At 64.8% G+C, this 25,091-nt stretch carries 19 protein-coding genes; 10 read left to right on the forward strand and 9 right to left on the reverse strand.

Features of this window, described 5'->3' with window-relative positions; all coding sequences use genetic code 11:
- Positions 1-57 precede the first annotated feature (57 nt).
- Positions 58-1,548: a leucyl aminopeptidase gene (locus tag GDH07_RS03660; protein WP_152896711.1), complete on the reverse strand. Its 1,491-nt coding sequence runs from the start codon at positions 1,546-1,548 to the stop codon at positions 58-60.
- Positions 1,549-1,854: 306 nt separating this feature from the next.
- On the opposite strand from GDH07_RS03660, the gene lptF reads away from it, so the two are divergent.
- From lptF to pdxJ, 8 genes are all read left to right on the forward strand, one after another.
- Entirely contained in the window at positions 1,855-2,973 is a 1,119-nt protein-coding gene (gene lptF, locus GDH07_RS03665) for an LPS export ABC transporter permease LptF (RefSeq protein ID WP_085596221.1), read from the forward strand.
- Entirely contained in the window at positions 2,966-4,027 is a 1,062-nt protein-coding gene (gene lptG, locus GDH07_RS03670; protein ID WP_022642468.1) for an LPS export ABC transporter permease LptG, read from the forward strand. The genes lptF and lptG overlap by 8 nt, the downstream gene beginning before the upstream one ends.
- Positions 4,028-4,193: 166 nt before the next feature.
- Positions 4,194-5,993: a translation elongation factor 4 gene (lepA, locus tag GDH07_RS03675; RefSeq protein ID WP_053134309.1), complete on the forward strand. Its 1,800-nt coding sequence runs from the start codon at positions 4,194-4,196 to the stop codon at positions 5,991-5,993.
- A 5-nt stretch (positions 5,994-5,998) separates the two neighbouring features.
- Positions 5,999-6,853 (forward strand): signal peptidase I, encoded by an 855-nt coding sequence (lepB, locus tag GDH07_RS03680; RefSeq protein ID WP_016967828.1) that lies wholly within the window; start codon positions 5,999-6,001, stop codon positions 6,851-6,853.
- Between the two features lie 205 nt (positions 6,854-7,058).
- On the forward strand, positions 7,059-7,748 hold the full coding sequence (gene rnc, locus GDH07_RS03685; protein WP_031320944.1) for a ribonuclease III: 690 nt from the start codon (positions 7,059-7,061) through the stop codon (positions 7,746-7,748).
- Entirely contained in the window at positions 7,741-8,643 is a 903-nt protein-coding gene (gene era, locus GDH07_RS03690; RefSeq protein WP_022642471.1) for a GTPase Era, read from the forward strand. Before rnc ends, era begins: the two co-directional genes overlap by 8 nt.
- 110 nt (positions 8,644-8,753) lie before the next feature.
- The gene (gene recO / locus GDH07_RS03695; RefSeq protein ID WP_022642472.1) at positions 8,754-9,443 is read left to right on the forward strand and encodes a DNA repair protein RecO; all 690 of its coding nucleotides are present in this window, start codon (positions 8,754-8,756) and stop codon (positions 9,441-9,443) included.
- 108 nt (positions 9,444-9,551) lie between these two features.
- Positions 9,552-10,295 carry a pyridoxine 5'-phosphate synthase gene (gene pdxJ / locus GDH07_RS03700; RefSeq protein WP_343038141.1) on the forward strand — a complete coding sequence of 248 codons (744 nt, stop codon included), beginning with the start codon at positions 9,552-9,554 and terminating at the stop codon, positions 10,293-10,295.
- 93 nt (positions 10,296-10,388) lie between these two features.
- Here the strand turns inward: pdxJ and mltF are convergent, their stop codons facing one another.
- Positions 10,389-11,849, reverse strand: coding sequence for a membrane-bound lytic murein transglycosylase MltF (gene mltF / locus GDH07_RS03705; protein ID WP_152896712.1), 1,461 nt, complete (start codon positions 11,847-11,849; stop codon positions 10,389-10,391).
- A 286-nt stretch (positions 11,850-12,135) separates the two neighbouring features.
- Between mltF and purL the strand changes: the two genes are divergently transcribed.
- Entirely contained in the window at positions 12,136-16,032 is a 3,897-nt protein-coding gene (gene purL, locus GDH07_RS03710) for a phosphoribosylformylglycinamidine synthase (RefSeq protein ID WP_022642475.1), read from the forward strand.
- Positions 16,033-16,036: 4 nt separating this feature from the next.
- Positions 16,037-16,348, forward strand: coding sequence for a YqfO family protein (locus tag GDH07_RS03715; RefSeq protein ID WP_022642476.1), 312 nt, complete (start codon positions 16,037-16,039; stop codon positions 16,346-16,348).
- 75 nt (positions 16,349-16,423) lie between these two features.
- Here the strand turns inward: GDH07_RS03715 and nagE are convergent, their stop codons facing one another.
- The 7 genes from nagE to GDH07_RS03750 all read right to left on the reverse strand — a co-directional run bounded on the left by nagE (position 16,424) and on the right by GDH07_RS03750 (position 24,944).
- Entirely contained in the window at positions 16,424-18,130 is a 1,707-nt protein-coding gene (nagE, locus tag GDH07_RS03720) for an N-acetylglucosamine-specific PTS transporter subunit IIBC (protein ID WP_152896713.1), read from the reverse strand.
- 24 nt (positions 18,131-18,154) lie between these two features.
- A complete protein-coding gene (gene ptsP / locus GDH07_RS03725) occupies positions 18,155-20,671 on the reverse strand; it encodes a phosphoenolpyruvate--protein phosphotransferase (RefSeq protein ID WP_152896714.1) in 2,517 nt (838 codons plus the stop codon).
- Positions 20,672-20,699: 28 nt separating this feature from the next.
- Complete coding sequence (locus tag GDH07_RS03730) at positions 20,700-21,722, reverse strand: SIS domain-containing protein (protein WP_031320947.1); 1,023 nt, start codon at positions 21,720-21,722, stop codon at positions 20,700-20,702.
- Positions 21,703-22,809 carry an N-acetylglucosamine-6-phosphate deacetylase gene (nagA, locus tag GDH07_RS03735; protein WP_152896715.1) on the reverse strand — a complete coding sequence of 369 codons (1,107 nt, stop codon included), beginning with the start codon at positions 22,807-22,809 and terminating at the stop codon, positions 21,703-21,705. The genes GDH07_RS03730 and nagA overlap by 20 nt, the downstream gene beginning before the upstream one ends.
- A 29-nt stretch (positions 22,810-22,838) precedes the next feature.
- Positions 22,839-23,570 carry a GntR family transcriptional regulator gene (locus GDH07_RS03740; protein WP_022642483.1) on the reverse strand — a complete coding sequence of 244 codons (732 nt, stop codon included), beginning with the start codon at positions 23,568-23,570 and terminating at the stop codon, positions 22,839-22,841.
- A gap of 270 nt (positions 23,571-23,840) precedes the next feature.
- Positions 23,841-24,344, reverse strand: a complete 504-nt coding sequence (locus GDH07_RS03745; RefSeq protein ID WP_022642484.1) for a L,D-transpeptidase family protein — start codon at positions 24,342-24,344, stop codon at positions 23,841-23,843.
- Between the two features lie 48 nt (positions 24,345-24,392).
- Positions 24,393-24,944, reverse strand: a complete 552-nt coding sequence (locus GDH07_RS03750) for an NUDIX hydrolase (RefSeq protein ID WP_022642485.1) — start codon at positions 24,942-24,944, stop codon at positions 24,393-24,395.
- Positions 24,945-25,091: the final 147 nt, after the last annotated feature.

The raw sequence follows: 25,091 nt of genomic DNA on the forward strand, positions 1-25,091 counted from the left end.
GTTCCTGAGCCGAGGAGGGCGCGGCGCTCATGCCTGGCCCCCCACGGTCATGGTTTTTCAGGCCTTGGCGCGGTCCAGCAGGTATTGGGTCAGCAGCGGCACCGGGCGACCGGTGGCGCCTTTGTCCTTGCCGCCGCTGGTCCAGGCGGTACCGGCGATGTCCAGGTGGGCCCAGTTCATGTTCTTGGTGAAGCGCGACAGGAAGCAGGCCGCAGTGATGGTGCCGGCCTTCGGACCGCCGATGTTGGCGATGTCGGCGAACGGGCTGTCCAGTTGCTCCTGGTACTCGTCGAACAGCGGCAGTTGCCAGGCACGGTCGTCGGCTTGCTGGCCGGCGCTGAGCAGCTGGCCGATCAGTTCGTCGTTGTTGCCCAGCAGGCCCGAGGTGTGGGCGCCCAGGGCCACCACGCAAGCACCGGTCAGGGTGGCGATGTCGATCACTGCCTGGGGCTTGAAGCGTTCGGCGTAGGTCAGGGCATCGCACAGCACCAGGCGGCCTTCGGCGTCGGTGTTGAGGATTTCCACGGTCTGGCCGCTCATGGTGGTGACGATGTCGCCAGGACGCGAGGCGCCGCCGCTAGGCATGTTCTCGGCGCAGGCCAGGATGCACACCAGGTTGATCGGCAGCTTGAGTTCGAGCACTGCACGCAGGGTGCCGAAGACGCTGGCGGCTCCGCCCATGTCGTACTTCATCTCGTCCATGCCGGCACCCGGCTTGAGGCTGATGCCGCCGGTATCGAAAGTGATGCCCTTGCCCACCAGGGCGAACGGCTTGTCGGACTTCTTGCCGCCGTTGTACTGCATGACGATCAGCCGTGGCGGCTGCTCGCTGCCCTGGCCCACGGCATAGAACGAGCCCATGCCCAGTTCCTTGATCTTCTTCTCGTCAAGGACCTCGACCTTCAGCCCCTTGAACTCCTTACCCAGGGCCTTGGCTTGTTCGCCGAGGAAGCTTGGGTGGCAGATGTTCGGCGGCAGGTTGCCCAGGTCGCGGGTGAATGCCATGCCGCTGGCGATGGCCTGGGCGTGGGTCGCAGCGCGTTCCACTTCAGCCTGGGCGGCCTTGATGGTCAGCAGGGTGATCTTCTTCAGTGGACGGGCTTCGGCCTTCTGGCTCTTGTAGCGATCGAAGACGTAGCCGCCGTCCAGCAGGGTCTCGGCCAGCAGGCGGGTCTTGCCGTAGCTGTCGCGGCCCTTGACCGCTACTTCGTCCAGGGCCAGCACCGCATCGGCGCCGCCCAGGCCCTTGAGGGTGCCCAGCACGCCGCTGATGATCTTGCGGAACGGACGGTCGCCCAGTTCGTCATCCTTGCCGATGCCCACCAGCAGCAGGCGCTCGGCCTTGAGCTTGGCCACACCGTGCAGCAGCAGGCTCTGGCCGACCTTGCCAGCCAGGTCGCCGCGCTTGAGTACGGCGCTGATGGCGCCGCCGCTGAGTTCGTCGAGTTGCTTGGCGACGTTGCCGAGTTTGCGGCCTTCGCCGACGGCGACCACCAGGGTGGCGGTCTTCAACGTTTCCGGGCTAACGCTTTTTACAACCAGTTCCATGTCCGGGTCCCTGAATGAATGGTCAAAGCGCGCGGGAAAGACTCCAGCGCGGGGCTTAGCTATATAGAAGAAGGCGTCGCGTGCTGCCGACGACAAAGCCGCCAGTTTGAACCTCGGTGCTTGCGGCTGACAACCCTCGTTTGGCCCAAGTTCGCCGCTTTGCCGCGTCGGGTGAGCATCCACCGTGACAGGCGCATGCATTCACAGGATAATGCGCCATCCTTTTTCGGCGGCCCTGCATCCTGGGGCCGGCTCGATCGTTTGCTTGTTCGGCCGCCTTAGCCTGACAACCCTGGAGTGTCTGGTTTGATCGTCTTTCGTTATCTTTCCCGCGAAGTCCTGCTGACCCTCAGTGCCGTGAGCGCGGTGCTGCTGGTCATCATCATGAGCGGGCGCTTCGTCAAGTTCCTCGCACAGGCTGCCTCGGGCGCCCTGGATCCGGGCTCGCTGTTCCTGATCATGGGCTTTCGCCTGCCGGGTTTCCTGCAACTGATCCTGCCCCTGGGATTGTTCCTGGGCATTCTCCTGGCCTATGGCCGGCTCTATCTCGAAAGCGAGATGACCGTGCTCTCGGCCACCGGCATGAGCCAGCAGCGTCTGCTAGGCCTGACCATGATCCCGGCGGCCCTGGTGGCATTGCTGGTGGCCTGGTTGAGCCTGAGCCTGGCTCCGCAGGGGGCCAACCAGTTCCAGCTGCTGCTGAACAAGCAGGATGCCCTGACCGAGTTCGACACCCTGGTGGCCGGGCGCTTCCAGGCCCTCAACGACGGTAGCCGGGTGACCTATACCGAGCAGTTGTCGGACGACCGCACCCAGCTGGGCGGCGTGTTCATTTCCGAGAAGCGCCTGAACCAGGAAAAGAAGGACCAGGGCATTTCCGTGCTGGTGGCCGAGAAGGGGCACCAGGACATCCGGCCCGATGGCAACCGCTACCTGATCCTGGAGAACGGCTATCGCTATGACGGCAACCCGGGCGAGGCCAACTACCGGGTGATCAAGTACGACACCTATGGCGTACTGCTGCAGCGTCCGGATATCAGCGAGGAGGTCACTGATCGTGACGCCATGCCGACTTCCGAGTTGATCGGCAAGGACGACCTGCGGGCCCGTGCCGAGCTGCAGTGGCGCCTGTCCCTGCCGCTGCTGGTGTTCATCGTGACCCTGATGGCGGTGCCGCTGTCCCGGGTCAACCCGCGCCAGGGCCGCTTCCTCAAGCTGATCCCGGCGATCCTCTTGTACATGGCCTACCTGACCATCCTGATTTCCGTGCGCGGCGCCCTGGAGAAAGGCAAGATCTCGCCGGCCCTGGGCTTGTGGTGGGTTCATGTACTGTTCCTGGTGATCGGCCTGGGACTGATGTATTGGGAACCGTTGCGTTTGAAAATGGCGAGTCGTCGCAGCATGAAGGAGATGGCTCGTGGTTAAGCTCGATCGCTACATCGGTAGCAGTGTGTTCATGGCGATTCTCGCGGTCCTGGGGATCATCCTCGGGCTGGCCTCGCTGTTCGCCTTCATCGATGAGATGGGCAGCATCAGCGATACCTACACCGTGATGGACGTGATGAGCTACGTGGTGCTCACCGCCCCGCGCCGGGTCTATGAAATGCTGCCGATGGCCGCGCTGATCGGCTGTCTGATCGGTCTCGGCGCCCTGGCCAGCAACAGTGAGCTGACCATCATGCGTGCCGCGGGCGTATCCGTCGGTCGGATCGTCTGGGCAGTGATGAAGCCGATGCTGGTACTGATGCTGGCTGGCCTGCTGGTGGGCGAGTACGTGGCGCCTGCCACCGAAACCCAGGCCCAGGCCGCCCGCGCCCTGGCCCAGGGTTCCGGCGACGCCCAGAGCTCCAAGCATGGCCTGTGGCACCGCCAGGGCGACGAATTCATCCATATCAACGCTGTGCAACCCAACGGCCTGTTGTATGGGGTGACTCGCTATCATTTCGACGACCAGCGCCACATGCTGTCCTCGAGCTTCGCTCGCCAGGCCCGTTTCCACGAGAACTACTGGCAGCTGACCGAGGTCACCACCACCTATTTCCGTGAGGGGCATACCGAGGTCATCAGTGTTCCCGAGGAGCGCTGGGATGTGGCCTTGAGCCCGCAGCTGCTGAGCACCGTGGTGATGGCGCCGGAATCCCTGTCCATCAGCGGCCTGTGGGGCTACATCCACTACCTGGCTGACCAGGGGCTGAACAATGGTCGCTACTGGCTGGCGTTCTGGGTCAAGATCCTGCAGCCGCTGGTGACTGCGGCCCTGGTGCTGATGGCGATTTCCTTCATCTTCGGCCCGCTGCGCTCGGTGACCCTGGGGCAGCGCGTGTTCACTGGCGTGCTGGTGGGCTTCGTGTTTCGCATCGCCCAGGACCTGCTGGGACCTTCGAGCCTGGTGTTCGGGTTCTCGCCGCTGTTCGCGGTGCTGGTTCCGGCCGGGATCTGCGCGGTCGCCGGGTTCTGGATGCTGCGCCGGGCCGGTTGACGCGGCTTTTTGCCTCGTTTTGGTGCGACGCCCCGGCCTGCAAGCCGGGGCGTTTTTGCATTTGCCGGACGCTGACCGGTGAGCGTGACGCTTGTGCCGAGTATCAGGTACAATTCCCGGCTATTTTTCGGCGGGCCCTGCCTGCAGCCTTTTTGAGTGTTCATCCGTGAGTGATTTGAGTCATATCCGCAATTTCTCCATCATCGCCCACATTGACCATGGCAAGTCGACCCTGGCCGATCGCTTCATCCAGATGTGCGGCGGCCTGGCCGATCGCGAAATGGAAGCCCAGGTCCTGGACTCCATGGACCTCGAGCGTGAGCGCGGGATCACCATCAAGGCCCACAGCGTCACCCTCTACTACAAGGCACGCGATGGCGTGACCTACCAGCTGAACTTCATCGACACCCCGGGTCACGTGGACTTCACCTATGAAGTCAGCCGTTCCCTGGCGGCCTGCGAAGGCGCGCTGCTGGTGGTGGATGCCGGCCAGGGCGTCGAGGCCCAGTCGGTCGCCAACTGCTACACCGCCATCGAGCAGGGCCTGGAGGTCATGCCGGTACTGAACAAGATCGATCTGCCCCAGGCCGAGCCGGAGCGGGTCAAGGAAGAAATCGAGAAGATCATCGGCATCGATGCCGCCGACGCCGTGACCTGCAGCGCCAAGACCGGCCTGGGCGTGGACGAAGTGCTCGAGCGCCTGGTGACCACCATCCCGGCACCGACCGGCAATATCGAAGACCCGCTGCAAGCGCTGATCATCGACTCCTGGTTCGACAACTACCTGGGCGTCGTGTCCCTGGTGCGCGTGCGCCATGGCCGGGTGAAGAAGGGCGACAAGATCCTGGTCAAGTCCACCGGCAAGATCCACCTGGTGGACAGCGTCGGTGTCTTCAACCCGAAACACACCGCTACCGCGGACCTCAAGGCCGGTGAGGTGGGTTTCATCATCGCCGGCATCAAGGACATCCATGGTGCGCCAGTGGGCGATACCCTGACCCTGAGCTCCACGCCCGACGTGGAAGTGCTGCCAGGTTTCAAGCGTATCCAGCCGCAGGTCTATGCCGGCCTGTTCCCGGTCAGTTCCGACGACTTCGAGGACTTCCGCGAAGCCCTGCAGAAGCTCACCCTGAACGACTCCTCGCTGCAGTACACCCCGGAAAGCTCCGACGCCCTGGGCTTCGGCTTCCGTTGCGGGTTCCTCGGCATGCTGCACATGGAGATCATCCAGGAGCGCCTGGAGCGCGAATACGACCTGGACCTGATCACCACCGCGCCGACGGTAATCTTCGAGCTGCTGCTCAAGACCGGTGAAACCATCTACGTCGATAACCCGTCCAAGCTTCCGGACCTGTCCTCCATCGAGGACATGCGTGAGCCGATCGTACGGGCCAATATCCTTGTGCCCCAGGAGCACCTGGGCAACGTCATAACCCTGTGCATCGAGAAGCGCGGCGTACAGCGCGACATGCTGTTCCTCGGTTCGCAGGTCCAGGTGACCTACGACCTGCCGATGAACGAGGTGGTACTGGACTTCTTCGACCGCTTGAAGTCCACCAGCCGTGGCTACGCCTCGCTGGATTACCACTTCGACCGCTACCAGTCGGCTAATCTGGTGAAGCTGGACGTGCTGATCAACGGTGACCGGGTCGATGCCCTGGCCCTGATCGTGCACCGCGACAATGCCCACTACAAAGGGCGTGCGTTGACCGAGAAGATGAAAGAACTGATTCCTCGGCAGATGTTCGACGTGGCAATCCAGGCCGCCATCGGCGGTCAGATCATCGCGCGGACAACCGTCAAGGCCCTCAGAAAGAACGTACTGGCCAAATGCTACGGCGGTGACGTCAGCCGTAAGCGCAAGCTGTTGGAAAAGCAGAAAGCCGGTAAGAAACGCATGAAGCAAGTGGGTAACGTGGAGATTCCACAGGATGCCTTCCTTGCTGTGCTCAGGTTGGATAGTTAGGTCCTATGTCACTAAATTTCCCGCTGTTGCTGGTCATCGCTGTCTTCGTATGCGGTTTCCTGGCGTTGCTCGACCTGGTGTTCCTGGCTCCGCGTCGCCGCGCAGCCATCGCCAACTATCAGGGCAGCGTCAGCCAGCCGGATGGTCTGGTGGTCGAGAAGCTGAACAAGGAACCGCTGCTGGTTGAATACGGCAAGTCGTTCTTCCCGGTGCTCTTCATCGTCCTGGTGCTGCGTTCGTTCCTGGTGGAACCGTTCCAGATTCCATCGGGCTCGATGAAGCCGACCCTGGATGTGGGCGACTTCATCCTGGTGAACAAGTTCTCCTACGGCATTCGCCTGCCGGTGATCGACAAGAAGGTCATCGAGGTCGGTGACCCGCAGCGCGGCGATGTGATGGTGTTCCGCTACCCGAGCGATCCGAACGTCAACTACATCAAGCGAGTGGTCGGCCTGCCGGGCGACGAGGTGCGCTACACCAGCGACAAGCACCTGTTCGTCAACGGCCAGCCGGTGGCGGAGCAACTGGTAGGGGCCGAGCCAGGAACCCTGGGCAGCGCGGAACTGTACAAGGAAAAACTCGGCGCTGCCGAGCACCTGATCCGCAAGGAAATGAGTCGTTACCGGGCTACCCCGGACGGTCGTTGGGTAGTTCCCGCCGGGCACTACTTCATGATGGGCGACAACCGCGACAACTCCAACGACAGTCGCTACTGGGATGACCCGAGCATTCCCAAGGACCTGCTGGGCATGGTTCCCGACAAGAATATCGTCGGCAAGGCCTTTGCAGTCTGGATGAGCTGGCCCGAACCGAAACTCAGCCACCTGCCGAATTTCTCGCGGGTTGGCCTGATCAAGTAATCACCCACGGCGCTGTTGAATACAGCGCCGAATGCTTTTCTGGCTCTTGTGTAAAACCACCCGTCCCCCGGGTGGTGCGTGGCCAGGGGCATGCAATCAACGATATTCAGGATGTGGATTTGAACACAGCGTTAATTGCCACCCGCACCTCGTGCGCGGCCCATAGGATGGCGAGTTTCGGTGACGAAACCAGTGTGGGTAGATCGTGAGCGTTTCTTTGAGTCGTCTCGAGCGCCAGCTCGGTTATTCCTTCAAGGACCAGGAGCTGATGCTCCTGGCCCTCACTCACCGCAGCTTTGCCGGACGCAACAACGAGCGCCTGGAATTCCTGGGTGATGCGATCCTCAACTTCGTGGCTGGCGAGGCGCTGTTCGAGCGTTTTCCCCAGGCTCGCGAAGGCCAGCTGTCGCGTCTGCGCGCACGCCTGGTCAAAGGCGAGACCCTGGCGGTGCTGGCCCGCGGCTTCGACCTGGGTGAGTACCTGCGCCTGGGCTCCGGCGAGCTGAAGAGCGGTGGTTTCCGTCGCGAGTCGATCCTCGCCGACGCCCTGGAAGCCCTGATCGGCGCGATCTACCTGGACGCCGGCATGGAGACCGCCCGTGACCGCGTGCTGTCCTGGCTGGCCTCGGAATTCGACAGCCTGACCCTGGTGGACACCAACAAGGACCCCAAGACAAGGTTGCAGGAGTTCCTCCAGTCCCGAGCCTGTGAACTGCCACGCTACGAAGTGGTGGATATCCAGGGCGAACCCCATTGCCGGACCTTCTTCGTGGAATGCGAAGTCACCCTCTTGAATGAAAAAAGCCGGGGCCAGGGCGTGAGCCGTCGCATTGCCGAACAGGTAGCGGCTGCCGCAGCACTGATTGCCCTGGGCGTGGAGAATGGCCATGACTGATTCAACTGCAACACGCTGTGGCTATGTCGCCATCGTCGGCCGCCCCAACGTGGGCAAGTCGACGCTGCTCAACCACATCCTCGGCCAGAAGCTGGCGATCACCTCGCGCAAGCCGCAGACCACTCGCCACAACATGCTCGGGATCAAGACCGAAGGCGACGTGCAGGCGATCTACGTCGACACCCCCGGCATGCACAAGAGCAACGAGAAGGCGCTGAACCGCTACATGAACAAGACTGCCTCGGCAGCCTTGAAAGACGTGGACGTGGTGATCTTCGTGGTCGACCGCACCAAGTGGACCGACGAGGACCAACTGGTCCTGGAGCGCGTCCAGTTCGTGCAGGGCCCGGTGATCCTGGCGATCAACAAGACCGATCGCATCGAGGACAAGGCCGAGCTGATGCCGCACCTGACCTGGTTGCAGGAGCAGTTGCCCAATGCCGAGATCGTCCCGGTATCGGCCCAGCAAGGGCATAACCTGGATGCCCTGGAAGGCTTGATCGCCAAGCACTTGCCGGAGAACGAGCACTTCTTCCCGGAAGACCAGATCACCGATCGCAGCAGCCGTTTCCTTGCCGCCGAACTGGTACGCGAGAAAATCATGCGCCAGTTGGGCGCCGAGCTGCCGTACCAGATCACCGTGGAAATCGAAGAGTTCAAGCAACAGGGCAAGACCCTGCACATCCATGCCCTGATCCTCGTCGAGCGTGACGGCCAGAAGAAAATCATCATTGGCGACAAGGGTGAGCGGATCAAGCGCATCGGCATGGAAGCGCGCAAGGACATGGAGCTGCTGTTCGACTCCAAGGTCATGCTCAACCTCTGGGTCAAGGTCAAGGGCGGCTGGTCCGACGACGAGCGCGCCCTGCGCTCGCTGGGCTACGGCGACCTTTAAAGCCTCGTGCCGGCGAGTCGGCTCCGGGCAGGAGTCGACTCGCCAACGAACAGTTTCGATACTCCTTTCGGACCCGGTTCCCTCTCTATTTCCTGAGACTCCTCGCAACCATGTCCAGCAACGCCCCTGTCGGCCAACTCGCCTATGTCCTGCATAGCCGTGCCTATCGCGAGAGCAGCGCCCTGGTGGACTTCCTCACGCCCCAGGGGCGCCTGCGGGCGGTGTTGCGCAATGCTCGGGGCAAGGCCGGTACGCTCGCGCGCCCCTTCGTGCCCCTGGAAGTGGAGTTTCGTGGTCGGGGCGAACTGAAGAATGTCGGGCGCATGGAAAGTGCCGGCGTCGCTGCCTGGCTCAATGGCGAGGCGCTGTTCAGCGGGCTTTACCTGAACGAGCTGCTGATCCGCCTGTTGCCGGCGGAAGATCCCCATCCGGCGGTGTTCGATCACTACGCCGCGACCTTGCTGGCCCTGGCCGCCGGCCGTCCCCTGGAGCCTTTGCTGCGAGCCTTCGAATGGCGCTTGCTGGACGATCTGGGTTACGGCTTCGCCCTTGACCAGGATATCCATGGCGCTCCCATCGCCGCCGATGGCCTGTATCGCCTGCAAGTGGATGCCGGCCTGGAGCAGGTGTTCCTGCTGCAGCCGGGCTTGTTCAATGGCGCCGAGCTCCTGGCCATGGCCGAAGCCGACTGGAGCGCGCCAGGCGCCTTGTCGGCGGCCAAGCGCCTGATGCGCCAGGCCCTGGCTGTTCACCTGGGTGGCCGGCCACTGGTCAGTCGCGAGCTGTTTCGCAAGCCTTGAGCCCGCCGCGCTTGCCGGGTCGATGCCAAGGTGCATCGGTAAATGGCAACCAACCCCGTTCTGCCCGTATGCTGTGCGCCGAATCTTCATTTATTCAGGAGCGCTTTCGTGACCACCAGCAATCGCATTCTTCTTGGCGTGAACATCGACCACGTTGCCACCCTGCGCCAGGCCCGGGGCACGCGTTATCCCGACCCGGTCAAGGCTGCGCTGGATGCGGAAGAGGCGGGCGCCGACGGCATTACCGTGCACCTGCGTGAAGATCGCCGGCATATCCAGGAGCGCGATGTGCTGCTGCTCAAGGACGTGCTGCAGACCCGCATGAACTTCGAAATGGGCGTCACCGAGGAAATGATGGCCTTCGCCGAGCGCATCCGTCCGGCGCATATCTGCCTGGTCCCGGAAACCCGCCAGGAGCTGACCACCGAGGGTGGCCTGGATGTCGCGGGGCAAGAGGAGCGGATCAAGGCTGCAGTGCAGCGCCTGTCGAAAATCGGCTCCGAGGTCTCGCTGTTCATCGACGCCGACGAGCGCCAGATCGAGGCCGCCAAGCGGGTCGGTGCGCCGGCCATCGAACTGCACACCGGGCGCTACGCCGATGCCCAGACCCCGGTCGAAGTGGCGCAAGAGCTGCAACGCATCGTCGACGGTGTGGCGGTGGGCCTGGCCCAGGGCCTGATCGTCAATGCCGGCCATGGCCTGCATTACCACAACGTCGAGGCCGTGGCGGCGATCAAGGGGATCAACGAGCTGAACATCGGCCATGCCCTGGTGGCCCATGCGCTGTTCGTCGGTTTCAAGGGCGCGGTCGCGGAAATGAAGGCGCTGATCCTGGCGGCGGCCAAGGGCTGACCAGGCACTGCGGTAGGCTGCGGCAAGGTCTCAAGACCTGGCGCGATCAAGCGATCGCCGCAGCCTGGCTTCTCCGCTCCGAGGCTGGCGGCTTCAGAGCGGCGGGTTTTCCTCGGCCGGCTTGGCCTTGTTGACGCCCGGGACGTGCAGGTTGCCTTCGGCGACCTGGTCGCCCTCCAGCTGCGGCTGGGTCACCCAGGTGAGGATGTCGTAGTAGCGACGGATGTTGGCCACAAAATGCACCGGCTCGCCGCCCCGGGCATAACCATAGCGGGTCTTGCTGTACCACTGCTTCTGCGACAGGCGCGGCAGCATCTTCTTCACGTCCAGCCACTTGTTCGGATTCAGGCCTTCGCGCTTGGCCAGGGTGCGCGCGTCATCCAGGTGGCCGGTGCCGACGTTGTAGGCGGCAAGGGCGAACCAGGTGCGGTCCGGCTCCTCGATCTTGTCATCCAGCTGATCCCTGATGTAGGCCAGGTACTTGGCCCCGCCGCTGATGCTTTGCTTGGGGTCCAGGCGGTTGGAGACGCCCATGGCCTGGGCGGTGTTCTGGGTCAGCATCATCAGGCCGCGCACGCCGGTCTTGGAGGTCACCTCGGCCTGCCACATGGATTCCTGGTAGCCGACGGCGGCCAGCAGGCGCCAGTCGAGCTTTTGCTGCTTGGCCGAGGCCTTGAAGTGCTTCTCGTACTTGGGCAGGCGTTGCTGCAGGTGCTGGGCGAAGGTGTAGGCGCCCACATAACCGAGCACGTCCACATGGCCGTAGTAGCGGTCCTTGAGGCGTTGCAGGGTGCCGTTCTTCTCCACCTTGTCGAGGAAGGCGTTGATCTCGTTGAGCAGGCTGTTGTCGTCGCCGGCGGCCACTGCCCAGCTCTGGCTGCGGGCGTCGCCGAGGTCGAAGGCTACTCGCACATTGGGGAAATACACCTGGTTCATCGCCAGTTCGTTGGAATCCACCAGGGTCAGGTCGATCTGACCTTCGTCGACCATGCGCAGCAGGTCCACCACTTCCACGGCGTCCGATTCTTCGTAGGCGATAGCGGGATACTTGAGCTTGAGTTCGGCCAGTTGTTCGGCATGGCTGCTGCCCTTGAGCACCATGATGTGCTTGCCCGCCAGGTCCTGGGCGGTGGTGGGGCGGGACTGGCCGTTGCGATAGATGATCTGCGGGGTGACTTCCAGGTACGGGTGGGAGAAGCGCACCTGTTGCTTGCGCTGCTCGCTGCCCACCAGGCCGGCGGCGGCCAGGACCGGGCCCTTGGGTTGGCCCAGCTGGCCGAACAGGTCGTCGAGGTTGTCGGCGGTCTCGATCTTCAGCTCGACCCCCAGATCGTCGGCGAAGCGTTTCACCAGCTCGTATTCGAAGCCGGTTTCACCATTGCGATCCTGGAAGTAGGTGGCGGGACTGTTCCGGGTGATCACCCGCAGCACGCCATCCTCCTTTACACGCTCCAGGGTGCTGGGTTTTTCAACGCAGGCACCGAGCATCAGGAAGAGTCCGGTAACGATGAGCCACTTGGCGCAGCGCGGACGTAAAGCCATAGGGGAAAACATTGGCGCAGTATACGCAAAGCACAACGGCCGCCATATCTCGACAGCGAAGGGCTTGTCTGCTAGCGATTGGCGGCCTGGGCTGGAGGCCACGGGATTGGGCCTTCGGCGGCCAATGTGACGATTCAAATAACCCTTGGCGATAACCTAGATAAGCCTTTGTTATAGGGCGCCATGCCCGGGCCGACGCCCGGAGGCGTGGGTGGATAGCGTTTCGAGTGCCGATGCTGGCGGTTTACGTTAGAATGCACGGCCTCAAAGCACACCCCTTCCCGAGGCTGTCCCGAAGATGTTGATCCTGCGCGGCGCTCCTGCCCTTTCTGCCTTTCGCCACAGCAAACTCCTTGAGCAACTGAGCCAGAAAGTACCGGCTGTCAGTGGCCTGTATGCTGAATTCGCTCACTTCGCCGAAGTCACCGGCGTCCTGACCGGCGACGAACAGCAGGTGCTTGCGCGCCTTCTGAAGTACGGCCCAAGCGTTCCGGTACAAGAGCCGAGCGGCCGACTGTTCCTGGTCCTGCCGCGGTTCGGCACCATCTCGCCCTGGTCGAGCAAGGCCAGCGACATCGCCCGCAACTGCGGCCTGGCGAAAGTCCAGCGCCTGGAACGGGGTATTGCCTTCTATGTGGCCGGCGAGTTCAGCGAGGCCGATGCCCAGCTGATCGGCGATGCGTTGCACGACCGCATGACCCAGGTGGTGATGGCCAACCTGGAGCAGGCCGGCGGCCTGTTCAGCCACGCCGAACCCAAGCCGTTGACCGCAGTGGACATCCTCGGCGGCGGTCGCGCCGCCCTGGAAAAGGCCAACAGCGAGCTGGGCCTGGCCCTGGCCGAAGATGAAATCGACTACCTGATGACGGCCTTCCAGGGGCTGGCACGCAACCCCCACGACATCGAACTGATGATGTTCGCCCAGGCCAACTCCGAGCACTGCCGCCACAAGATCTTCAACGCCAGTTGGGACATCGACGGCCAGGCCCAGGAAAAAAGCCTGTTCGGCATGATCAAGAACACCTACCAGATGCACAACGAAGGTGTGCTCTCGGCCTACAAGGACAACGCCGCGGTAATCGTCGGTTCCGTCGCCGGGCGTTTCTTCCCGAATCCCGAGACCCGCCAGTACGGCGCGGTGCAGGAGCCGGTGCATATCCTGATGAAGGTCGAGACCCACAACCACCCGACCGCCATCGCCCCGTTCCCTGGCGCTTCCACCGGTTCGGGCGGCGAGATCCGCGACGAGGGTGCCACCGGTCGTGGCGCCAAGCCCAAGGCCGGTCTCACCGGTTTCACCGTTTCCAACCTGCAGATCCCCGGCTTCGAACAGCCTTGGGAAGTGCCGTACGGCAAGCCCGAGCGCATCGTCGACGCCCTGGACATCATGATCGAAGGTCCGCTGGGTGGCGCAGCGTTCAACAACGAATTCGGCCGTCCGGCCCTGACCGGCTACTTCCGGACCTTCGAACAGTCCATCACCACCCCCCGTGGTGAAGAAGTGCGTGGCTACCACAAGCCGATCATGCTGGCTGGCGGCATGGGCAACATCCGCGACGAACACGTGCAGAAGGGCGAGATCACCGTCGGCTCCAAGCTGATCGTCCTCGGCGGCCCGGCGATGCTCATCGGCCTGGGCGGCGGCGCCGCTTCCTCCATGGCTACCGGCACCAGCTCGGCGGACCTGGATTTTGCCTCGGTACAGCGCGAGAACCCGGAAATGGAGCGCCGTTGCCAGGAGGTCATCGACCGTTGCTGGCAGCTGGGGGACAAGAACCCCATCAGCTTCATCCACGACGTCGGCGCGGGCGGCCTGTCCAACGCCTTCCCCGAGCTGGTCAACGACGGCGGCCGCGGCGGTCGCTTCGAGCTGCGCAACATTCCCAACGACGAGCCGGGCATGGCCCCGCACGAGATCTGGTCCAACGAATCCCAGGAACGTTATGTCCTGGCGGTGGGCGCCGAGGACTTCGAGCGCTTCAAGGCCATCTGCGAGCGCGAGCGCTGCCCGTTCGCGGTGGTCGGCGAAGCCACCGCCGAGCCGCAGCTTACGGTCACGGATAGCCACTTCGGCAACAGCCCGGTGGACATGCCCCTGGAAGTGCTGCTGGGCAAGGCCCCGCGCATGCATCGTTCGGCCGTTCGCGAAGCCGAGCTGGGCGACGATTTCGATCCGAGCACCCTGGACGTCGCCGAGAGCATCGAGCGTGTCCTGCACCACCCGGCCGTGGCCAGCAAGAGCTTCCTGATCACCATCGGCGACCGCACCATCACCGGCCTTGTGGCCCGCGACCAGATGGTCGGCCCGTGGCAGGTGCCGGTAGCCGACGTGGCGGTCACCGCCACCAGCTTCGATGTCTACACCGGCGAAGCCATGGCCATGGGCGAGCGTACTCCGCTGGCCCTGCTGGATGCCCCGGCGTCCGGGCGCATGGCCATCGGCGAGACCCTGACCAACCTCGCGGCCTCGCGCATCGGCAAGATCAGCGACATCAAGCTCTCCGCCAACTGGATGTCCGCTGCCGGCCACCCGGGCGAAGACGCGCGTCTGTACGACACCGTCAAGGCTGTCGGCATGGAGCTGTGCCCGGAGCTGGGCATCACCATCCCGGTGGGCAAGGACTCCATGTCCATGGCCACCCGCTGGAGCGAAGAGGGCGTGGACAAGAGCGTCACCGCGCCGCTGTCGCTGATCGTCACCGGCTTCGCCCCGGTCACTGACATCCGCCAGACCCTGACCCCGCAACTGCGCATGGACAAGGGCACCACCGACCTGGTCCTGATCGACCTGGGCCGTGGCCAGAACCGCATGGGCGCCTCGATCCTCGCCCAGACCCACGGCAAGATCGGCAAGCAGGCTCCGGACGTCGATGACGCCGAAGACCTGAAGGCCTTCTTCGCGGTGATCCAGGGCCTCAATGCCGACGGCCACCTGCTGGCCTACCACGACCGTTCCGACGGCGGTCTGCTGACCAGCGCAGTGGAAATGGCCTTCGCCGGCCACTGCGGCCTGAACCTGAACCTGGATGCCCTGGCTGCCAGCGCGGCCGATATCCCGGCCATCCTGTTCAACGAGGAACTGGGTGCGTTGATCCAGGTTCGCCAGGACGCCACTCCGAGCGTGCTCGCACAGTTCAGCGCCGCGGGCCTGGGCGACTGCGTGGCGGTGATCGGCCAGCCGGTCAACAACGGCCACATCAACATCACCTTCAATGGCGAGAACGTGTTCGCCGGCGAGCGTCGCCTGCTGCAGCGCCAGTGGGCCGAGACCAGCTACCAGATCCAGCGCCTGCGCGACAACGCCGACTGCGCCGAGCAGGAGTTCGACGTGGTCCTGGAGGAAGACAACCCGGGCCTGAGCGTCAAGCTGAGCTTCGACGTCAACCAGGACATCGCCGCGCCTTACATCAAGAAGGGCGTACGGCCCCAGGTGGCAGTGCTGCGCGAGCAGGGCGTCAATGGCCAGGTGGAAATGGCCGCGGCGTTCGACCGTGCCGGCTTCAACGCCATCGACGTGCACATGAGCGATATCCTCGCCGGTCGCGTCGACCTCAACGAGTTCAAGGGCATGGTCGCCTGCGGCGGCTTCTCCTACGGTGACGTACTGGGCGCCGGCGAAGGCTGGGCCAAGTCGGCGCTGTTCAACAGCCGCGCCCGCGATGCGTTCCAGGGCTTCTTCGAGCGCAACGACACCTTCACCCTTGGTGTGTGCAACGGGTGCCAGATGATGTCCAACCTGCACGAGCTGGTCCCGGGCAGTGAGTTCTGGCCGCACTTCGTGCGCAACCGTTCCGAGCAATTCGAAGGCCGCGTGGCCATGGTCCAGGTGCAGGAGTCGAACTCGATCTTCCTGCAGGGCATGGCTGGTTCGCGGATGCCGATCGCCATCGCCCACGGCGAAGGCCATGCCGAGTTCGAAAGCGAAGAAGCGCTGCTGGAAGCCGACCTGTCCGGTTGCGTGGCCCTGCGCTTCGTCGACAACCACGGCAAGGTCACCGAGCGCTACCCGGCCAACCCCAACGGTTCGCCACGCGGGATCACCGGCCTCACCAGCCGCGACGGTCGCGTCACCATCATGATGCCGCACCCTGAGCGGGTGTTCCGTGCCGTGCAGAACTCCTGGCGTCCTGATGACTGGAACGAAGATGCGGGCTGGATGCGCATGTTCCGCAACGCTCGCGTCTGGGTGAACTGAGGCGATGTACAAGCTCAGCTTCTTCGTGCCTCCCAGCCATGTGGAGCAGGTCAAGAGCGCCGTGTTCGCCGCAGGTGGCGGCCGCATCGGCACCTACGACCAGTGCGCCTGGCAGGTGCTCGGCCAGGGCCAGTTCCGCCCCTTGGACGGCAGCCAGCCGTTCCTCGGGCAGACCGGCCTGGTGGAGCGGGTGGAGGAGTGGAAGGTCGAGCTGGTGGTGGCCGATGAACTGATCCGCGACGTGGTGATGGCCCTCAAACAGAGCCATCCCTACGAGACTCCGGCCTACGAGGTGTGGCGTCTGGAGCAGTTCTGAGGTTATCCACAGACAAAAAGCCCGCTGGACCGGAAACGGCCAGCGGGCTTTTTTATTGGCGCGCGGTTTCGCTCCTCAGGCGCTGGCACTGACCTCGCGCTGCATCAGCACCTGGAGGGCGGCTTGCAGGCCGGCGGCCCTCTCGCCGATCAGCACATGCCAGACGTCGCCTTCCAGGCGCCTTGTGCCCTGGCAGCCCAGGTTGCGTAGCGCCGCTTCCGACAAGCCACGGCTGTCGCCCAGTTGCACCCGCAGCCGGGTCAGGGCTACGCAGTCCAGTTGCAGCAGGTTGTCGCGACCGCCCAGGGCGGTGAGCCATTGCTGGGCTTCCTGGGTGGGAACCGCGATCGATACCGGGGCCGGCGTCTGCGGCAGCGGTTCGGGAGTGCTGCGCGAGGCCGGCAGGGCCTGGCGGATTTCATCGGCGATGCTATCGGCGGTCGGGCCGACCACCACTTGCAGGCTGCAGCCCTTGCCGGGGCGTACCACGGCCATGGCACCCAGGGCCTTGAGGTCGGCGTCGCGGGCCAGGTCGCGGTCGGCCAGTTCCAGGCGCAGGCGGGTGGTGCAGGCGCCCACGGTGATCAGGTTCGCGGCGCCGCCCAGGGCCTTGATGTAGGCCGTGGCGCGCTGGTCGCTGGCCAGCTCGCTCTTGTTGGCGGTGGGGATGTCCTCGCGACCCGGGGTCTTGAGGTTGAAGCGGCGAATGCAGAAATCGAACACCAGGTAGTAGATCACCGCATACAGCAAGCCCACCGGCAACACCTTCCAGCCATTGGTGGAGCGACCCCAGCCCAGGGCCATGTCGATGGCGCCGCCGGAGAAGGTGAAGCCCAAGTGGATATCCAGCAGGTTGGTCAGGGCCATGGACATCCCGGTGAGCAGCGCATGCACCAGGTACAGCAGCGGCGCCAGGAACATGAAGGCGAACTCGATGGGTTCGGTGACCCCGGTGAGGAACGAGGTCAGGGCCATGGACAGGAAGATCCCGCCCATCACCTTGCGCCGCTCCGGCAGGGCATTGCGGTACATGGCCAGGCAGGCGGCGGGCAGGCCGAACAGCATCATCGGGAACATCCCGGTCATGAACTGGCCGCCGTTGGGGTCGCCGGCAAAATAGCGGGTCAGGTCGCCGGTGACCACGGCGCCGGTGTTCGGGTCGGTAAAGCTGCCGAAGATGAACCAGGCCATGTTGTTGAGGATGTGGTGCAGGCCAGTGACGATCAGCAGGCGGTTGAACACGCCGAAGACGAAGGCGCCGAAGCTGCCGCTTTCCAGCAGCAGTTGGCCGAAGCTGTTGATGCCATGCTGGATCGGCGGCCAGATCAGGCCGAACACCACGCCCAGGCCCACGGCGGTGAAGCCGGTGACGATGGGCACGAAGCGCCGGCCACCGAAGAACGCCAGGTATTCCGGCAGCTTGATGTCCTTGAAGCGGTTGTACAGCGCACCGGCCGTCAGCCCGCTGATGATCCCGGCGAGCATGCCCATGTTGATGCTGGCGTCCAGCACCTTGAGGGTCGAGATCATCACCAGGTAACCGATCGCTCCGGCCAGGCCGGCGGTACCGTTGTTGTCCTTGGCGAAACCCACGGCGATACCGATGGCGAAGATCAGCGCCAGGTTGCCGAAGATCGACTGCCCGGCATCGTGGATGATGGCGATGTCCAGCAGGTCGGTGTCGCCCAGGCGCAGCAGCAGGCCGGCGATGGGCAGGATGGCGATGGGCAGCATCAGCGCCCGGCCGAGGCGCTGCAGGCCCTCGATGAAATACTGGTACATGGCGTCTCTCCTGGATTCTTGTGCTTATAGAGGCCAATGCTCGGCGCAGGCCTGGCGGACAGCGGCGGCGCCGGGCAGGTCGAGCAGGGTCTGGCTCAGATGACGGCATTGGCCGGCATCGAGCTGGCGGACCCGGTCCTTGAGTTCCCCGACCTGGGGCGGGCTGACCGACAGTTCGCTGACGCCCAGGCCGATCAGCACCGGGGTGGCCAGCGGATCGGAGGCCAGGGCGCCGCATACCCCGACCCAGCGTCCATGGCGCCTGGCGCCAGCGCAGGTCTGGGCGATCAGCCGCAGCAGCGCCGGGTGCAAGGCGTCGACCCGGGCGGCCAGCCCGGCATGGTCGCGGTCCATGGCCAGGGTGTACTGGGACAGGTCATTGGTGCCGATGGACAGGAAGTCGGCATGCTCGGCCAGTTGCTCGGCCATCAAGGCCGCCGCCGGGACTTCGATCATCACCCCCAGTTCAGGACGCTGGGCGATCCCCAGTTCGCTGGCCAGGGCATCCAGGCGCTGGCGGATATGCAGCAACTCGGCCACCTCGGTGACCATCGGCAGCATGATCCGGCAACGCTCCAGCGGCGCCACCTGGAGCAGGGCGCGCAGTTGCTGGTCCAGCAGTTCGGGGCGGGCCTGGGCCAGGCGGATGCCGCGCAGGCCCAGCACCGGGTTGGCCTCGGCCGGCAGTGGCAGGTAGTCCAGTTGCTTGTCGCCGCCGACATCGATAGTGCGGATGATCACCGGTTTGTCGCCCATGGCATCCAGCACGTCCTGATAGGCCTGGCGCTGTTCCGCCTGGTCCGGTGCGTGCTGGCGGTCGACGAACAGGAACTCGGTGCGCAGCAGGCCGATGCCGTCGGCACCACCCAGGTGGGCGTCCCGGGCCTCGTCGCTGGAGGCGACGTTGGCCGCCACTTCGATCACCAGACCGTCACGGGTCAGGGCCGGCTCCGTGGCCTGTTGTTGCTGCAAGGCGCGGCGCTGCAAGCGAGCCCGATGGGCCTCTTGTACCTGCTGCAGGCGTTGTGGGTCGGGTGCCAGTTCCAGGCGTCCGCCGTCGGCATCCAGCACCACCTGGCGACCACTATCCAGGTGCAGGACTTCCTGGCCCAGGGCCACCAGACACGGCAAGCCCTTGCCCCGGGCCAGGATCGCCACGTGGGAAGTCGCGCCGCCGGCGGCCATGCACAGGCCGGCCACGCCCTGGGCGCTCAGTTGCAGCAGGTCCGAGGGGGTCAGCTCATCGGCGGCGACCAGCGCCCCGGGCGGCAGGTCGTATTGCCAGGTTGTACCCAGCAAGGCCCGCAGCACCCGTTGTTGCAGGTCGCGCAGGTCGTTGGCGCGCTCAGCCAGCAAGGAGTTGTCCAGGCCTTGCAGCACCTGGCACTGCTCGGCGATCGCCGCGCTCCAGGCGTGGGTGGCGGCCCGGCCCTGGGCGATGGCGGCGTGCGCGGCGTCCAGCAGGGTCGGGTCTTCCAGCAGGGCCAGGTGGGCGTTGAAAATATCCTGTTCTTCCTGGTTGTGGCGCCGGCGGGCCTGGTCCAGGGTCTGGTGGATGTCGGCGCGGACCTGCTCCAGGGCTTTCTCCAAGGCTTGGCGCTGTTCATCGGGCTGGTGCTGGCCAAGGTCCTCCGGCAATTGCATGGCCTCAAGTCGCAGCAGTGGGCCGGCGATCAGCCCTGGTGCGGCACAGACCCCATGCAATACGCCGTCTTCGGCGGGGCGCCGGATGCTGGGCGCGACCACGGCGGGCGCCGGGTGGGCGTCGCTCTCCAGCGCCGTGCCCAGGGTCTTGAGCAGTGCTTGCAAGGCGGCGTGGCAATCGGCGCCCTGGCAACTGACCAGCACTTCATCCTGTTCGCCGATACCCAGGCCCATCAGGGCCACCAGACTGGTGCAGGGGGCGCTCTTGTCCTTGAAACTCAGCTGCGATTGGCTGGCGAAGCCGGCGGCGCATTGGCGGACGAGGGCCGCGGGGCGCGCATGCAGGCCGCCGCGATGGGCAACCCGGACCCGGGCGCTGGCCTGTTCCGCCGAGCCCGGGGCGCTAGATGAGGATGCCGGAGCCTGGCTGCGTCGAGTGATATGCAACAGTGGTTCGCCGATCTTCACGGCGCCCAGGCTCAGCGGACGCTGCTCGAAGCCCTCGCTGTTGGTCAGGATCAGCAGGCTGATCAGGCTCCGGCAATGCTGAGCGACATAGTCCAGGTCGAAGCGCAGCAGAGGCTGGCCGGCGCTGACGCGCTGGCCTTCCTGGACCAGCAGCTCGAAGCCTTTACCCTTCAGCTCGACGGTATCCAGGCCCAGGTGCAGCAGTACTTCGGCGCCGTTGTCGGCGCGCAGGGTCACGGCGTGGCCGGTGCGTGCGACCTGGATCACCTGGCCGGCGCAGGGGGCGTGCAGGGTGTCGTTGAGCGGATCGATGGCGATCCCGTCGCCCATGGCGCCGGTGGCGAACACCGGATCGGGAACGTTGCGTAGCGGCAAGACGGGCCCGCTTAGCGGGGCACCGAGCGTCAGGTCGTTATTGTTGTTGTGCATGGCGCAGTACTCATCGATCAAGGGGGGCTTAGTGAGTGCGGGTCACTTTGCTCAGGTGCCGTGGCTGGTCGGGGTCCATGCGGCGGGCCTCGGCCAGGCCGGCGGCCATGACGTAGAAGCTCTGGATCGCCAGGACCGGGTCCAGTGCCGGGTGTTCGGCCAGGCACAGGGGCAGGTCCCGTTCCTGGATATCGTCCGGGGCGGCCAGCAGTACCTTGGCGCCACGCTGGCGCATGTCGGCGGCGAGGCTCAGCAGACCGCCCTGTTCCGCGCCCCGTGGAGCGAATACCAGCAGGGGGTAGTCGTGCTCGATCAGGGCCATCGGGCCATGGCGCACCTCGGCGCTGCTGAAGGCTTCGGCCTGGATCGCCGAGGTTTCCTTGAGCTTGAGCGCCGCTTCCTGGGCGATGGCGAAGCCCGCGCCACGGCCGATCACCATCAAGCGCTGGCAATTGCGCAGGGCTTCGATGGCCGGGCTCCAATCCTCGGTGGCGGCTTGCTCGAGCCCCTCGGAAAGGGCCTGTCCGGCTTCGAGCAGGTGCGCGTCCTCGTTCCAGTGGCCGATCAGCCGCGCGCTGGCGCTGAGGGTAGCGATGAAGCTCTTGGTGGCGGCCACGCTCTGTTCGGGCCCGGCGTACAGCGGCAGGGAAAACTCGCTGGCCGCTTCCAGCGGGCTGTTCGGGGCGTTGACCAGGCCGACAGTGAGGGCGCCGCGCTTGCGCAGCAGGCGCACGCTGTTCACCAGGTCCGGGCTCTGGCCCGACTGCGAGAAGGCGAAGACCGCCTGGCCGCTGACCCTTAGTGGCGCTTGCTGCATGGTGACCACCGACATCGGCAGGGAGGCCACTGGAATGCCTACATGCTGCATGGTCAGGTAGGCGAAGTAGCTGGCGGCATGGTCGGAACTGCCCCGGGCCACGGTCATCGCCACTTGCGGCGGTTGGCGTCGCAGGCGACCGGCCACCTCCACCAGCGACGGCTCCAGGTGCTGCAGCTGGTTGCTCACGGCGGTGTGCGAGGACAGCGCCTCTTCAAGCATCTTGGAAGTCAAGCTCTTCTCCTTCGACCATGACGGCGGTCAGTTTGAGTGCGCGGTCCAGGCGCACGCTGTCGGCCCAGCTGCCAGGTTGCAGGCGGCCGCGCTCGGGTAGGCCGAGGTAGTCGGCGGGAAACTGCGACAGGCGCTGCGAGGCTTCGGCCAGGGGCAGGCCGATCTTCACCAGGTTGCGCAGGGCCTGGTCCATGGTCAGGGTGCTGCCGGCCAGGGTGCCGTCCGGCAGGCGCACGCCGCCCAGGCACTTGGTCACCGTGTGGCTGCCCAGCTTGTACTCGCCGTCGGGCATGCCAGCGGCGGCGGTGGAGTCGGTGACGCAGTACAGGCACGGGATCGAGCGCAGGGCCACGCGCATCGCCCCGGGGTGCACATGTAGGAGGTCGGGAATCAGCTCGGCGTACTGGGCATGGGCCAGGGCCGCGCCGACGATGCCCGGTTCACGGTGATGCAGCGGGCTCATGGCGTTGTACAGGTGGGTGAAGCTGGTGGCGCCGGCAGCCATGGCGGCCACGCCTTCTTCATAGCTGCCCAGGGTGTGGCCGATCTGCATGCGGATCCCGCGCTCGCTCAAGGCCCGGATCAGTTCGTTGTGGCCGGCGATCTCCGGGGCGATGGTGATCACCCGGATCGGCGCCAGCTCCAGGTACTGCTCGATTTCCGCCAGCAGCGCGGTATGGGCGAAGTTGGGCTGGGCGCCGAGCTTGCCGGGGTTGATGTAGGGGCCTTCCAGGTGCACGCCCAGGACCCGGGCGGAGCCGGCGGGGCGCTGCCGGGCGTAATGGCCCAGTTGCCCCAGTACCTGGCGGATTTCCGTGCTGGGCGCGGTCATGGTGGTGGCCAGCAGCGAGGTGGTGCCGAAGCGCAGGTGGGTGCGGGCGATGGTCTCGAAGGCCTCGCTGCCCTGCATGATGTCCTTGCCGCCGCCACCGTGTACATGCAGGTCGATGAAGCCGGGCAGCAGGTAGGGCAGGTCGTTGTCGGCCGGGTCGCAGGGGCTGCCATCGATGGCGGTCACCTTGCCTTGGTCATGGACCAGGTGGCCGCGGATCCAGCCCTGGGGCGTGAGTATGTTGGCTTCGGACATGGGCGTTTCTTGGCCTCCTGAAATCGGGCTCAGCGTCGCAATTCAGCGACGAAGTCGTAGTAGTCGTTGCGGCAGTAGGTGTCGGTGACTTCGATCGGCGTGTTGTCTTCCAGATAGCCGACCCGGGTCATCAGCAGCATGGCGGTGCCGGGGGCGATGCCCACCAGGGCGGCGAACTCGTCCGAGGCGTTGATCGCCTGGATGTGTTGCAGCGCCCGCACCACGGGTCGGCCGATACCGTCGAGGTACTCGTACAGCGAGTCGCCCACCGCTTCGGGGCGGGCGATGATGCGTGCCGGCAGGGTGCTCATCTCGATCGCCATCACCACATCGTCGGCTTTGCGCAGGCGCTTGAGGCGCGCCACCTTGTCGTTGGGCGACAGGCCGAGGCGGATCAGTTCTTCGTGGGTCGGCGGGGTGAGGGTACGTTCCAGCCATTGGGAACCAGGCACGAAGCCCTTGAGGCGCAGCATCTCGCTGAAGCCGGAGAGCCGCGACAGCGGTTGTTCCAGGCGCGGCGTGATGAAGGTCCCGGAGCCTTGGTTGCGGCGGATCAGGCCCTGCTCGAAAAGCACTTCCAGGGCCTTGCGCGCGGTCACCCGGGAAATGCCCAGCAGCTCGCTGAGGTTGCGCTCCGAGGGCAGGGCCTGCTCAGCTTTCCACTGGCCGGCATGGATCGCCGCTTCCAGGTTGCGGGCGAGTTGCAGGTATAGCGGGGTGGGCTGGGTGTCGTCCGGGCGCAGGTTCAAGAGGTGGTTCATGGTCGGTTTCCGATGCGGTTATAGGTTGTTGTCGCCCGGTAGTGCCGAAAAACTAATACCACTTAAATACCATGTCAACGCCACTGGTCCGCAGTAGGCGCGCCAGCATGGGCACTATCGGGGTGCTGGCGAGGATAAAGGATTGAAGTGGTATTAGGCAGGTCTGGCAGCGAGGGCCAGAAGCCAGGCCGCGACCCGCTGCGGGTCGCGAAGTGGTATGGGCAGGCGGGTTTTGCGGGGCGGAGAAAATATTTTTTGCAGGAGGGGGGGTTAAGGGCGGATCTCGATCATGGTGCCGTCCTTGACCAGGCCCCAGACCTCACGCATGTCGACGTTGCGCATGGCGATGCAGCCGTCGGTCCAGTCCAGGGTATGGAAGTACTGCTCGGGGAATTCCTCGGTGTCCGGGGTGCCGTGGATCATGATCATGCCGCCGGGAGGCACGCCCTCGCGCCGGGAGCGGGCCGAGTCGCTGATATTCGGATAGGAGATGTGCATGGCCAGGTAGTAGCGGTCGCTGGTCTTGCGCCAGTCTAGCCAGTACAGGCCCTCGGGCGTGCGCTTGTCGCCTTCCATGAGCTTGGGCCCCTTGGGTTTCTTGCCCAGGGAAATGCGGTAGGTCTTGAGGGGCTTGCCGTCGTTGATCAACTGCAGTTGATGGGCGGACTTGAGCACCAGGACCTTTTCCACGACCTTGCCGCCCAGGGTTTCTACCGTGGAGGCATGGGATGCGGCGACGAACGAACAGCACAAGAGGGCAAGCAACCAGCGCATTGACACGATATCCCCAGTCGCGCACGGGGTCCCGTGCACGATCATTGTTTAACTGATGGCAGGCTGAGCGAGTGGCGGTATGGACTCGGTGCGTACTTGGAAAGCACCTGCCCGCCGGTCAGCGAAGAAGCATTCTAAGGTACGGCCGACGGTGCGGAAAGCCAGCTCGGACCAAGGGATATCGGCTTCGCTGAACAACCGCACTTCCAGGCTCTCGGGGCCGGGGCCGAAATCCGGGTCGGCCAGCTCTGCGCGAAAGAACACATGCACCTGGCTGATGTGCGGGACGTCGATCAGGGTATAGAAGCTGAGGTCGCGCACCCGGGCGCAGGCTTCCTCGAAGGTTTCGCGGATCGCCCCCTGTTCCACTGTCTCGCCGTTCTCCATGAAGCCCGCCGGCAGGGTCCAGTAGCCCAGGCGTGGCTCGATGGCCCGGCGGCATAACAGGACCTTGCCTTCCCAGGTGGCCAGGCAACCGGCGACGATGTTCGGATTCTGGTAGTGGATGGTCTGGCAGTGATCGCAGACAAAGCGCAGGCGCGAGTCGCCTTCGGGAATGCGCTGGGTCACCGGGTTGCCGCACTGGCTGCAAAATTTCATGGGGGCTGTCCGGAAAAGGCTGCGGCTATCTTGGCGCGGGCGGCCCGTTGTCGGCAAGTTATCCTTGAGCGACATGCCCGGGGAACGGGGGTTGGGCGGCTGCCGGGATTGGTGCATGATGCACGGTAGCCAACAGATCGAGATACC

This window comes from Pseudomonas piscis (genome assembly GCF_009380155.1).
GTDB lineage: Bacteria > Pseudomonadota > Gammaproteobacteria > Pseudomonadales > Pseudomonadaceae > Aquipseudomonas > Aquipseudomonas piscis.

Coding starts and splice junctions, on each gene's coding strand:
- GDH07_RS03660 (WP_152896711.1), bottom strand. CDS start 1,548: ATGGAACTGGTTGTAAAAAGCGTTAGCCCGGAAACGTTGAAGACCGCC.
- lepB (WP_016967828.1), top strand. CDS start 5,999: ATGTCACTAAATTTCCCGCTGTTGCTGGTCATCGCTGTCTTCGTATGC.
- era (WP_022642471.1), top strand. CDS start 7,741: ATGACTGATTCAACTGCAACACGCTGTGGCTATGTCGCCATCGTCGGC.
- recO (WP_022642472.1), top strand. CDS start 8,754: ATGTCCAGCAACGCCCCTGTCGGCCAACTCGCCTATGTCCTGCATAGC.
- mltF (WP_152896712.1), bottom strand. CDS start 11,849: ATGTTTTCCCCTATGGCTTTACGTCCGCGCTGCGCCAAGTGGCTCATC.
- purL (WP_022642475.1), top strand. CDS start 12,136: ATGTTGATCCTGCGCGGCGCTCCTGCCCTTTCTGCCTTTCGCCACAGC.
- GDH07_RS03715 (WP_022642476.1), top strand. CDS start 16,037: ATGTACAAGCTCAGCTTCTTCGTGCCTCCCAGCCATGTGGAGCAGGTC.
- nagE (WP_152896713.1), bottom strand. CDS start 18,130: ATGTACCAGTATTTCATCGAGGGCCTGCAGCGCCTCGGCCGGGCGCTG.
- ptsP (WP_152896714.1), bottom strand. CDS start 20,671: ATGCACAACAACAATAACGACCTGACGCTCGGTGCCCCGCTAAGCGGG.
- nagA (WP_152896715.1), bottom strand. CDS start 22,809: ATGTCCGAAGCCAACATACTCACGCCCCAGGGCTGGATCCGCGGCCAC.
- GDH07_RS03740 (WP_022642483.1), bottom strand. CDS start 23,570: ATGAACCACCTCTTGAACCTGCGCCCGGACGACACCCAGCCCACCCCG.
- GDH07_RS03745 (WP_022642484.1), bottom strand. CDS start 24,344: ATGCGCTGGTTGCTTGCCCTCTTGTGCTGTTCGTTCGTCGCCGCATCC.
- GDH07_RS03750 (WP_022642485.1), bottom strand. CDS start 24,944: ATGAAATTTTGCAGCCAGTGCGGCAACCCGGTGACCCAGCGCATTCCC.